7 protein-coding genes and 1 pseudogene are annotated in these 12,123 nt (G+C 41.7%); 2 read left to right on the plus strand and 6 right to left on the minus strand.

Going from position 1 to position 12,123, the window contains the following annotated elements; all coding sequences use genetic code 11:
* Window positions 1-187: 187 nt before the first annotated feature.
* From IE199_RS06435 to IE199_RS06460, 6 genes are all read right to left on the minus strand, one after another.
* Entirely contained in the window at window positions 188-3,418 is a 3,231-nt protein-coding gene (locus IE199_RS06435) for a DEAD/DEAH box helicase family protein (protein WP_189768336.1), read from the minus strand.
* Complete coding sequence (locus tag IE199_RS06440; protein ID WP_189768337.1) at window positions 3,418-4,701, minus strand: restriction endonuclease subunit S; 1,284 nt, start codon at window positions 4,699-4,701, stop codon at window positions 3,418-3,420. The genes IE199_RS06435 and IE199_RS06440 overlap by 1 nt, the downstream gene beginning before the upstream one ends.
* The gene (locus IE199_RS06445; RefSeq protein WP_189768339.1) at window positions 4,698-6,776 is read right to left on the minus strand and encodes an HsdM family class I SAM-dependent methyltransferase; all 2,079 of its coding nucleotides are present in this window, start codon (window positions 6,774-6,776) and stop codon (window positions 4,698-4,700) included. Before IE199_RS06445 ends, IE199_RS06440 begins: the two co-directional genes overlap by 4 nt.
* 8 nt (window positions 6,777-6,784) lie before the next feature.
* The gene (locus tag IE199_RS06450; RefSeq protein WP_189768341.1) at window positions 6,785-7,717 is read right to left on the minus strand and encodes a WYL domain-containing protein; all 933 of its coding nucleotides are present in this window, start codon (window positions 7,715-7,717) and stop codon (window positions 6,785-6,787) included.
* 317 nt (window positions 7,718-8,034) lie between these two features.
* Window positions 8,035-8,223: a hypothetical protein gene (locus IE199_RS22195; protein ID WP_465322672.1), complete on the minus strand. Its 189-nt coding sequence runs from the start codon at window positions 8,221-8,223 to the stop codon at window positions 8,035-8,037.
* 198 nt (window positions 8,224-8,421) lie between these two features.
* Window positions 8,422-9,327: a 3'-5' exonuclease gene (locus tag IE199_RS06460; RefSeq protein WP_189768345.1), complete on the minus strand. Its 906-nt coding sequence runs from the start codon at window positions 9,325-9,327 to the stop codon at window positions 8,422-8,424.
* A gap of 639 nt (window positions 9,328-9,966) precedes the next feature.
* Here IE199_RS06460 and IE199_RS06465 point away from each other — a divergent pair.
* Both IE199_RS06465 and bla read left to right on the plus strand, forming a co-directional pair.
* Window positions 9,967-10,077, plus strand: a pseudogene (locus tag IE199_RS06465) (UV protection and mutation protein); the annotation flags it as partial.
* Between the two features lie 466 nt (window positions 10,078-10,543).
* Window positions 10,544-11,407: a class A beta-lactamase gene (gene bla, locus IE199_RS06470; protein ID WP_025441399.1), complete on the plus strand. Its 864-nt coding sequence runs from the start codon at window positions 10,544-10,546 to the stop codon at window positions 11,405-11,407.
* The last annotated feature ends 716 nt before the right edge of the window (window positions 11,408-12,123 follow it).

Consider the following 12,123-nt stretch of genomic DNA (forward strand, 5'->3'; position numbering starts at 1 on the left):
CTCCTTTCTAGCTACATACCTACCATTCGCTGCATACTTGCCTTTAGTAGAGATATCATTAATTGATCAAATGTGACCACTTATCATCTCCTTAGTCGTTTATATGCTAGAAAAAGAGAACTGTCCTTTTTATAGTCGACCAATCACCAAATTTGATAATGGCAGCTCAGCTAATTGAAGTAATAAATTAGTCTTGATCTCTGAGCATCAGCTCAAAATCATCACAAAGTTTATCAACCAAATCTTCAGTCTCTTTAAAGAAATAGTCACCGACTTTGGAGCGATAGAGCGCACGATACTTACGGTAAATTTTTGAAAAATCATCATAGATTTCATTTTCTGAAACATGCGACTTAATCTTAACGATCAATCGCTCTCCTTCAGTAGAGCTTTTTACATAGCTGAAGAAGTCAGAAATTTTTGATTCGAATTCCAGAATGAGTGAGCCGATTTTCTCTTCCTGATCGTTGCGTGCAGCAATAATTGCTAAAATGTCATATTGCCCACCAGGCCCAGGAGGTGCTCCGGTTGCGACTTCTGTTGGTTTCTTTTTCTTCTTTTTAGGTTCTTCTGCAATTACTTCAACCATGCCTATTTGGTTGTCAAAATACACTTCAATAGGGTCTTTGACGTCATCGCTTCGATGAAGCATGTTATATAGGGTGTTGAATTTACGCCAAAAAAACAGAAAGCTTGGTTCGCTATACTTGGCATCCAAGGCTATTACAAACTCAATGCGATTTAATATCGTAAAATATTGTGCTGCTTTAGCCTTGGTATCTGCTGTGCGCTGAGGGTTTGCTTCAATGTATTTTTTCAGACTGCTTTCAAAATCAAGATAGGATTCAGGCTGATCTCGTTTGACAGGGTCCCTATAAATTCCCATAAACACATTGAAAAACTTATCATACGTATCAGACTTGTTGAGTTCAGTAAGGAGAATATCGAGAACCTTTTTATCTCCGAAAGGATCAAAGTCGCTGACAACAACATCAGAGAAATGCTCAAATGCATCTTTGATGTTCTGAACGTTTACATTGTTATAAGAGAAATCAACAATTTTACAGTCGTTTTTATACTTGGCCGTTCTGTTAACACGTGAAATCGTTTGTATGGCGCTAATACCACGAATTTCTTTATCCAAAAACAGCGTATGCAGTTTTTTCTCGTCAAACCCAGTCTGAAGCTTGGCGACAACGATGATCAAGCCATTTTTCTTTAAGGCAAAGTTCTCCAATACTTTTTCTTCAGATAGGCCTTCATTTAAGCCCGTAGCACTTTGCTCGTCCTGATTGCTCGAATATACAATATGAATTGGAGCCTCGGCATACTTCTCATATTTAGGAAGCTTAACCAACTCGTTAAAGTATTTAGTTACAGCTTCCTTGTAAGCGATGGCCGATTTAATGGAATATACGGCAAGCATGGCTTTACCAGTACCACGTATTTGGCGGTATACATCTTTTACCAGAAGGTCGGCAACATACTTGGATATTGCGTCAATACGTTCTCGGTTCTCATACACCTGCTTTTTCTGAGCATCTTTAAATTCCTTCTCTGTGAAACCTTCGAGTGGATTTGAAGGCAAATCAAATAGCATTTTAGATGCCACAGGGACAATGTTTTTAAGTGGGTTGAGGATGAAGCCATCTTCTATCGCTTCTTTCATGGTGAAACTATCAAACGGTCGCCACAGCTTTTCGCTTTCTGCATAGCCGCTAAATTCACCAAAACGTGCCAGCGTGTGATCATCCGGTGTAGCGGTGAAACCGACAATTAAGTTCTTCTTCGTTGCCTTCCCTGCATAAGCTTCGCCATCAAAAGGACTTTGCAATTCGTCGAAGATACTGACCATTTCTTCATGTTGATCGCCACTATTAGAGCGATGTATCTCATCGATGAGAAAAACAATACGCATTTTTGCAAGCTTAGCTAAAACACTCGCATCCATCATCTCTTTAACTGCACCGAACTTCTGTAAGTTAACGATCACAATTCGGCTATCAGATGCTAAAGCATTTTGAAAGGTTTTCTTGTTCGTAGCTTCAACCACCAAACGCTTATCAATATTCATGTTAAGCATTAGTGAGTCTATCTGGCTACGCAGCTGCAATCGGTCAACGACTATCATGACCTTGTCGTACACGTACTGCATATTGCCATTTTCGTCTGGGCGTCGAAGGTCTTTTAGTTGTAGTGCCGACCAACCGATAATATTTGACTTACCAAAGCCTGCTGCATATTGCATTAATAGCGAATAAACGTTTTTGTTATTCGAATAGGCTTTACGCTTTTGAAGGAGCTCGGCTTTTTTCGCCTCACTAACACCAATTAGCTGCTTCTCAAGGAGATTGTCAAAATAATTAGGGTCTTGCTCATGGTCTAAAAACTCATCAATCTTAGCCATGATTTTATCTGTACCAAACTTCTGTTTTGGCCTCGGCGAAATTAAGAATCCCGGCTCATTCTTAACCTCTTTAATACCTTTTTTGACGTGTACGTCGCGTTCAATAAAGTTGTAGTATAGGATTTCTTTCTCAACCATGAACTTACTATAAAGAGCATTGAATAACTCTTTTAGCTTGGACTTTTTATCAGCATCAGGTTTAAGTAGAGGATATAGCTTAAATACGCTATGCGCCTTTTTTTCTATCTCTTCTCTGTCAAACTTGCCTTCACGACAAGTTGTGAGTATTTCATCGAAATAGTCTGCAATGGTGCGAATAACATAGGTTTCACCAATATCTGTTGTGGTAATATGTATAGCTTTTTCGAAAACCTTTAAGAAATCTTTGCGCAGCGCAAGCTTTTCATTCTCACTCAACATATCATTACTATCGACATGCTGATGATAGGCTTTTACCGCTTCAAAGTAGTCTTTTATCACCTTGCCACGCCCGTTTTTACTGGCGTTTTGGCTGGTATAGTTACTTTTCAGTTCGCTATACCCCAGGTAGATACCATTTACAAAAAGCACGATATCAGGGCGGAATGAGAATATCTGCTCGCCCTGAAACTTAAACTTATAAGGCAGCTCCTGTACAACCGAAAATATATTCTGCTCAAATAACTTGTTGCCATGAATGACACTATCACTTGGGTAGAACAGGTGAAGCTTAACGCCTTGCAGGGTGATCGACTTATTTGCGTTGATAAACAAAGCCATATTACGGCTGCTACCGATGCGCTCTTGAATCAGCTCTATAAGCTCTTTAAGTAATAGGTTTTTGTCACCCTTATACTTTTTAAGCAGCGTATCGTAAGCCTTCTTGTTGAGATCAGTGCCACTGATGAAAGCTTCTAAGTCCTCCTCGATAACTAAAGAGTTGGTCACCGTGTTGGCCTTGACTTCATTGTAGCTAAGGTCATTGCAGAAGAAAGGGATAAGGAACTTATCTTGCAAATGTAATTCGTTCATTAAATAACACTCTCTTCTGATAAGTCCACTTTCCCCAAGACAGCGTCTGCTGTCACGCTATCTTTGAATAAAACCAACTCTTTTATTTGTTTATCAATATTATCTATAATTAGCTCAATCTTTTTTATGTCCGCATTCAGGCTATCAGCTATTTCAATCTGCATTTCAACATCTGGCATGACTACTTCAAGATTGTCGAAATCAGATTTCAGTATGTGTTGCATAGTGCTTCCGTGCGAAAAAATACTTAAGCGCTCAACAGCATGACGCAAGTAGAAATATAACCAATTAGGATTTACATCTTTATTGCAAATAATCTTAAAAATATGTTGATTGAGAACAGCATCAGGTCCAGCATACACGAAGGGCATAATCAGGGTTGACCATGAAAATAGTAAATCACCCTTTTTAATTTTATTTTCCTTTTTGATTTTATTTGAATTCACATCACAGAATTCAGTAGCGCTAGTATTTTTTGTCAACTGCTGTATTTTAACAATGGGGATACCACTAGGGCTCAAGCTTTCCTTAAATGCGCCACCATTTACACTTTTAGCAATGTCTTTAACTCTGACAACTTTCCAATTTTTTGGCTTCGGACCAATCCATTCAACACCGCTATCGTCAAAATCAGTGTTGTCATCGATTCCTTTTAATATCCTCTCGCTAATAATTGCATCAATAAGCTCTAAATAGAGTTCTTTCTTCTTTTTCAAAAGGGCAATTTTTTTGTCCACAAGTGTAGATAATTTTTCTATGTGGTTGCATATTTTGTTTTGTTCATGTTCGGTTGGTAATGCAGTAAAAATCTGAAAAAATTCTTTTGGGTACAACCTCAACCTTGAGGATACTATTCCTTTTGAGTAACGAGTCATTTCAGCTACTGCATTTTTAGTTCGATATAGATAGTCAAAGTACCTGTGATCATATGGAATTCCATTCCTTGGCTCATACACACCATAAGCTGGACTACATATTCCGTCTTCTCTTGCTGTACCTAAGGCTCCCATCCAAGCCCACATGGTATTTACTATCAAATCACCTTTCTTACATAATTTATAGCCTTCATGACTTTCTGCCATAAACATATTGACATTCTTTTCGGATCTTAGGGTGACGCCTGTGATATGTGAAACAGTTAACAATTTTTCACTGCCGGTTGAACTCAACGTCCCTCGCTCTTTAAATATCTCTTTATTTCTATAAATCTTCCAATGCGAAGGTGTCTCTCCAATCCACTCAACCCCACTTTCAGAATAGCTCCCGTACGGTTTTAATTTCATGACAAAAACTCCGCTTCAAGTTCATGTAATTCTTCGCTTAGGTCACGTATTATTTTATATAAATCTTGAGAGTCATTATTTTTAGGCGGAATGTAAAACTCCTTCTTGAAATTAAACTCTACCCCTATCATATTATCCAAATAGCTAAATGGTTTATTTACAAACCTTTCAATATGAGCACTGATTTTATTTTGGTTGGCTATTGGACAATTTTCGAAATCAACTATCTCATAATCTTTCTGATAGTCTGGTGTTAACTCAGCAGAAATATCAATGCGCAGAGGCAGCTTCTTCGTGGCTTTCTTAAATGCAGCTTTAATTACAATCTTTCCGCAGCCTATTATTTCCCTAGAGCCCGTTTTACGATCTTCTTTTATTAGGGTTTCTTGCTCATTATCGTAATAGTAGATGTTTGTATTGGTCTTGACTTTAAGAGGCTGTTCTTTATAGTTCAAGCTTGCAATAAACGGCTTGATATCTTTCTCAAAATACTCAGATAATGAACTGTAATTTTCTTTGTCAAACTCGGTAATTGAAAACTCAGTAAGCTCTCTATCACCATCGGTTAGAGACGTAACTTTTAATGGTTTAGAAGTAGCTCTCTTCATTTCACCAGTTTTTTTATCTTCTTTCATTGGCAGTTGCGACTCAAAACTCAACCCGTTCTGATCTACATTGGTTAACATTATGGCTTGTTTATTGAAGTAAAAATGTTCCTTTTCAAACGATTTTGAATACTCAGTATCCCTAAAGTCAGATAGAGTACTCACAATATCAAGCCTATCTTGCTCCTCAATTATTTTTCGCTTAGCACCCTTATTTCGACCTAGAGAACTATATTTTTGAGATGCATCAATAAGTAAAACTTTATTTGCATGCTTGGTAATTTTATTCTTATTAAGTATCCACAGATACGTGTGTATGCTTGTGTTAAAAAACTCATCTGTTGGTAGCTGTATGATTGCTTCGACAATATCAGTGTCCAACATCCACTTTCGGATGTTACTTTCAGCCGAACCAGCATCGCCGCTAAATAATGTAGAACCATTATGAACAACAACACCCACACCATTAGCATCCAATTTCGAGATTAAATGTTGCATAAAGAGCAACTGACCATCAGAGATGGATGGTAGGAATTTGAAACGTTCTGTTTTGTCGTTTTGAATGTCTTTGGCGTAGCCAGACCAACTTACACCATAAGGTGGATTAGCAATGACCACGTCAAACTCTTCGTTGTCGAATTTATCGTCAACCAAAGTGTTACCGTGTTCGATTTTTGAATCAGGGCGAAAACGACTTTCGATCTTTGCTAGTGCATAAAGCGCGTCATTCCAATCTTGCCCATACGTTTGAGTTAGACGCTTAAACTTTTTGTTTATGCGGTCTTCAACACCAAATAGCATGTTGCCGCCACCGCAGGTACAGTCATAGATTTTTAGAAGCTTGTCGGATTCTTCTATTTTCGAAGCGACAATATCACTGATGAGTGCAATTACATCATCAGGGGTGTACTGCTCCCCGGCGGTTTCTGCTGAGATGTCAGCCCATTTACGTTTGATATGCTCTTCTAGTGTGGTGATCTCAGAGTTATTAAAAGGCTTGAGGTCAATTTCAGCCCAAAGTTTGGTATAGCCAAGCAATACCTTTTTTGCTTTGAGTTTGGCTATTACACCTCGTATATCGAGAAACTTTTCGCCTTCAACAGCATCTACGCCAAGCAAGTCTTTCGTTTCACCATCAAAGCCATGAAGGTAGGCATCGAAGTCGATATCAAAAGATTTGTCGTTTTTGCAGATATCCGATAACGATTGGTTTTTCTCAAAAATGAAGATGTTGTAACCTTGGCCTTTATCTTTGATGAGATCATAGAGGTCTTCTTGTTGGATCTCTTTAAAGGCTTCTTCACCTATTTCTGTCTTGAGCTCATCAAACATCCGAATAAGTCGGCTTTCAATCATTACAAGTGCAAAGAATGGCATCATGAAGGAAGGCCATTCTGATTCTTTGATACCACTACCACGTAGAAGGTCAGCTGTTGCCCAAATTTTTGATTCGTATTGTAAAATATTCATGTTCTTCCCTATGCTGTGACGCTATCGAAACCAGGCGCAATCGCAAGGTTACCGACACCGTATAAAGTTTGATAATTTTTTAGCCATAAATGGAATTCGGGTGTTTTTAGCTGAGCCGCTTTGGAGCAATCGACATTCCAAAGTCTGAGCAAATAGCCAGCGGTTGCAGCTCTAATCTCAACCTTTAGAACGCCACCCGCCATGCCATAGTCCAGCTCTATCGCTTCGCTGTGCTCAATACGTGGATGCGGCACTAACTCAAGCTCTACAAATCGGTTCCATTGCCGGTCTTGGGTTTCGAGCTCCGTTTCAGACAAAGTGGAATCTTCAAGCACAACCGCTGCTTTAATGCGGGTCAATACAAAGTCACGGAACTCACCATGCTTGCGGTCAAAACCACGAACATGCCAACGCAGGCCATTGTCCACCAGCGTATGCGGCACGATTTCACGGGTTGTTTCACCGCTAGATAATGATACATAGGTGATACGCAAGGCTTTGCCTTTGTGTATGGCCTCGGTGACTTTCGCCACTATCGATAAACTCGGCTTGTTAAGGTGATAAGGCGCTTCACAAGCCAGAGGTGGTTTTACCTTTCCAGTGAAGCCATCACCGTACCCTTGGCTAATGGTTGCCAGCGTTCTTACAACGTCATAGTCGAACAAGGGCTCAAAAGCTTCACCGCGCTTATGCAATTTGAGCTTTTGGTCATACTCAATGTTGCCTGGTGCAAGCTCTCGGTACATTGTGAAGTCTTTCGTTGCTTGTGCGGCCGCTATGCTGAAGCGATCGACTAAATCCGCCCGCACCGCTTCGCCCTTAAACAATAAGGTGAAATCGATGTGGGCAATGCGATCCCTGGTTGCTTGTGGCAACTGCGCTAACTGCGAAAGCCTATCTGGCTTCGTCACTACCGTTTGTTTCAGACCATCATTTGTCATGCGTCTTGTTTATCCAATTCAACCAGATTCTTAAAACTCTGTTTATAAAATACGGACCGACATCGCGTAATCACATTGAAAAGCGTCACTCAATGCTGCTCTTCATCCGCAATGACTAATCAATCTCTACCGGTTGAAGCTGGACAGATGGCCATGAAACACTGAATAGGCCTCAACCTAATTAATTTTATTAGGTATCATCCTATCACAAATTTTTTTGTAGGGAAGACTAAGCGGCAACTTTTTGATCTTGATTGCAATTGCCGCTCAGTTATGGGCGTGAAGGCCTTGTTTCGTGTCATTGCTGATAGCCGCTATCAATGCGCTATCCGAACCAGTGGCACCACGATGTTACCGCGATGAGATCCCCCTTTGTCCGACTCTGTAGACATCAGGGCTCGTTGCTCACTCTCCCGAATGCGCCTGGCAACTTCTGCCTGAGCTGGTAGCAATGGCAACATCCCTTCAGCAATCGCGTCTGGGGCAGACTCTTGGCCACAGGACATCAAGTGCTTCCATGGATCTTTAAGAAAGCGCTCGAACGTGATGCCAAATTCAATGATGCGGGCAGAGACGAAGATTTCGCCCCAGTATTCAATGTAGGTGTCTTGGTACATGGAAAGATTCCTCTTGTTGGTTAAACCATGAGTTCACTTTCCATTTTCCAGAGGTTTTCAAATATGCAAGGCTTACCTTGTAGAGAGCTACAAAGCTTTAAATCGATTACGGGCATCTTTGTAGTCATAGTGGGCATGTTCTGAGCCACGATGATACAAATCATCCAGGTAAGTTTGTTCCTGCGACAACTCGTCTTCGCTGATTTCGCGCCACCAATGTTTGTTGGCACCTTTAACACCGTCATGCCAGCGGTAACCACGCTCTTTTAAATAGTCCTTTACGTCAAACGGCGCACCAAACGCACGAACTAACACAGTTCGCCTGTCTGCTTCAGACAACAAGTTTGCAACGGACTCGGTCAACAAATAGAACAACCAGGCCATCGCCAAACAATCGGTTGCTGCTCGGTGTCCTTCATAGAACCAACCTAAGCGAAGCAGCAGGTACTCAAGCTTTCTACTTTCAAAGCCCAGTGCTTTCCAATCTATGCCACTGGCTGAACAGGCCCAAGATAGATGTCCTAATGCAGCAAACCGCTTTTCAAAGAAAGGACGATCAAACTGTGCATTGTGTGCAACCACCAGCGGATCATCGGATAACCAACTCGCTACCATTGCATCATCAATGTGCTGGCCTTGCACCATATCATCGGTGATACCGGTTAACTCGGTAATCAGTTCGGGGATTGGCTTGCCGGGATCTTCGTACAAGCTGATCACATCAACAATCGACACAATCCGCTGAGCAGAGGGGCTGTAAAGCACCTTAACCATACCAAGCTCAATAATGGACTCGTCATCGGCAGACAGTCCAGTTGTCTCTGTATCGAGCAGCACCATTGGCTGTTCATCACCGACCACAGGAGATAGTTCAAGTGGCCAGGACTGCGGCTCACGCGTTAATGGAATACGCTCCAGCAATCTAAAATCTTCTGGTCTGTCTGGGATATCCGCGAGGCGCTCTAGCGGAAATGGCGCAGGGGCTCTTGTCATTGATGGTTCCTCTTCAATTCTATTGTTCGCTTTAGGTGATTTCACTGTGCCACAGGTTTTTCTAAATGCACCTTGGATACCTCAGCGTTTTTTTAATCTTTCTACTGGGTGAACCCATGTATGAAGGCTTTGGCTAAGCCTTTCAGAAAGCCTTAGCTAAACCCTTTAGGTAACCCTTACCGATACCCTTTAGGTATGGCTTAGCCAACCCCTTTTCAAACGGTTGAAAAAGGCTTGAACTGAGTTCGACTGAGCATTTTAATGATGCTCCTGACTTCGCTTTAAGCCAGTAAATTCAATACGAAGCAGAATTTTACTAACTGTTTTTAAACCCTTTGCAAAGGGTTCAACAAGCCTTGTTTGACGGTTACTTGACCCATGCGTTAACCAGTAGCAGTAACAGGATCAGTAACAGAAACAAGAGCAGTAGGCAGAAGCAGTATTGTCCAAGCCTTGCAGGCTTTGACGAGGGCGAGCAATCCCCACATCAAGCTTTTCAACACAAAAAAGAAATCACCGACAACACAGCGTCTTACTCGAACAACTACAGTTTTACCTACAATTTTACTTGTAGAAATCAGCATAGCATTAGATACTGTATAAACAAACAGTATTAATTATGATTTTTCGAGGTTCGTCATGAGTGTCTCGCTGATAGGCCGTAGCGGCGCACTTGCCTTCATCAAAGCCAAGCGCCTTCGTATTCCATTGTTCATGGAACGTGTTTCTGCTGGTTTTCCTTCACCAGCGCTTTTCCCATATTGCTCTTTTTTGTCAATGTTCTGAAATCTATTAATAAATAACGAAAAAATAATAAGATAGTAAGATAAATCTCGTTCATACCTACTTTTACGGCGTTGACAACTATCACTCGGTCGAGTTTTTTCACTGATCCCCGCTGGGATCCCCTAATTGGTTGCCTTAGCGCTCATCCGAGCAAAGTTGAGTTAGGCTAGTTAACTAAATAATATAAATGGCCTTGTCCGACTCAGGCGAGACGGAACAACTTCGGTGGCCTCGATAAGCGCTGGCCCACTCCGAACCGTGAGAGTTTTTAAACAAACTGGTAAAGCAGACGCAATTCTCTTTCACTCGAAGCTGCTTTAAACCGCAGGTCGCGACCCATAACAGACGCTAATTCTTTAATCGATATTCGTTTTGATGTATCATCGCGAGCAGGAAACACCTTTCTTTATATCTAGGAAAAAACTATCGTATGTACTCCAAATTTGTTGTTTTTGTATCGCTGTTAAGCAGCTTAACCCTCAGCATTCCTGCCAACTCTTCTCCAGACCTGATAGTCAACAGCATCAAAGAGGTAGAGCAAAACCTGGGTGCTAAAGTAGGAGTCTCAATCTACAGCGTTTCTGATGGTTACCTTTGGCATTACAACGGCGATTCACGTTTTCCGTTGATGAGCACCTTTAAAACTCTTGCATGTGCGAAATTGCTCCACGATGTTGAAACGGCGAAGCTGTCGATTGATCGATCTGTGAAGATTGAGGAACAAGACCTTATTACTTGGTCGCCGATAACAGAAAAGCTTGTTGGAGAGAGCTTTTCCCTCAAGCAGGCTTGCACGGCTGCAATGGTTATGAGTGACAACACAGCGGCTAATATAGTACTGGACGGTATTAGTGGCCCATCTGAATTGACCTTGTTCATGAAAGAACTCGGTGATGAAGTAACGCGACTGGATCGTATAGAGCCTCATTTAAATGAAGCGCGAAGCGGGGATGAGCGTGATACAACAACACCTAACGCGATTGTAAAAAGCCTCGGGAAACTGCTTTATGGCGAGAAACTCTCAAGTGGCTCTAAAGAACAATTAATTGAATGGATGGCTGGCAACAAGGTGTCCGATAGCTTGTTGCGTTCAGTGCTACCAGAGGGGTGGTCAATTGCTGATAGGTCGGGTGCTGGTGGTTTTGGGTCTAGGGGAATCACCGCTGCGATTTGGTCAAATGAACAGCAGCCATTAATTGTTGCGATATATCTCACCCAGACTGAAGCTTCGTTTGACGAGAGAAATAAAGCTATTGCCAAAATAGGTAGAGAAATTTTCGCTTCTTATAACTAAGGCAACTTGGCGGGTACTAAGCACCTCAGCATCATAAGATGAGAGGTGTTCTTTCAATCTTCCTTTATAGCGGCAGCTAAATCGCAGCTAAAGACATCGATCAGGCCGCTCCGTATGTCCGCATTGTGCCGACTCCGGTATATGCGCAGGAAAATCATCTAACGTCCGGTTCCGGAAATTTCAGTTGGCTCTGTTAAAGCAACAGTGAGCGTATGCCCTCTCCCCCTTTAACGCTGCTCCTCAGAGACGGCTATACGGTAGTTATCTGCGGCCGTAGTTGAGCAGTGTGGTCATTTAGCAGTATCTCGCGCTATAAAAAACTGTATGTATATACAGTTTTTTATAGTAGGCTTATCTTGTAGAGCAAGGTGAGTGAGATCTCTTTATGAGTCGGGTTTCCCCAAAAAGTTTTCCCCAAGGTATCATTACGAAAGGCCACACAGATAAGAATTTCCAGTTTCTGGTTCTGTCCGGTAATGTTTTGCTTCTAATTCAATCTCACCTTGCTAATTTACCGCCGTCCCAGCGGCGGAGCGCTAATAGGGCTGTGTTCTACTTCGAATGTTTCCTGTGGCTAATCAACCATCCACTGCGATGTCTGGGGGATCAGGTCGTCTTCCAGTGCGCGGTATTTGGTAACATTTGGCAAATAAATGCGTCCATTCAGTCGTGAGGTTAACTGCCGGTAGAGCAGCCATTCGTAACGTTGCGGGTTA

The sequence above is a fragment of the Thalassotalea marina genome, from assembly GCF_014656435.1.
Taxonomy (GTDB): domain Bacteria; phylum Pseudomonadota; class Gammaproteobacteria; order Enterobacterales; family Alteromonadaceae; genus Thalassotalea_C; species Thalassotalea_C marina.

Coding starts and splice junctions, on each gene's coding strand:
- IE199_RS22195 (WP_465322672.1), bottom strand. CDS start 8,223: ATGTCCTGTGGCCAAGAGTCTGCCCCAGACGCGATTGCTGAAGGGATG.
- IE199_RS06435 (WP_189768336.1), bottom strand. CDS start 3,418: ATGAACGAATTACATTTGCAAGATAAGTTCCTTATCCCTTTCTTCTGC.
- IE199_RS06445 (WP_189768339.1), bottom strand. CDS start 6,776: ATGAATATTTTACAATACGAATCAAAAATTTGGGCAACAGCTGACCTT.
- IE199_RS06450 (WP_189768341.1), bottom strand. CDS start 7,717: ATGACAAATGATGGTCTGAAACAAACGGTAGTGACGAAGCCAGATAGG.
- IE199_RS06460 (WP_189768345.1), bottom strand. CDS start 9,327: ATGACAAGAGCCCCTGCGCCATTTCCGCTAGAGCGCCTCGCGGATATC.
- IE199_RS06440 (WP_189768337.1), bottom strand. CDS start 4,701: ATGAAATTAAAACCGTACGGGAGCTATTCTGAAAGTGGGGTTGAGTGG.
- bla (WP_025441399.1), top strand. CDS start 10,544: ATGTACTCCAAATTTGTTGTTTTTGTATCGCTGTTAAGCAGCTTAACC.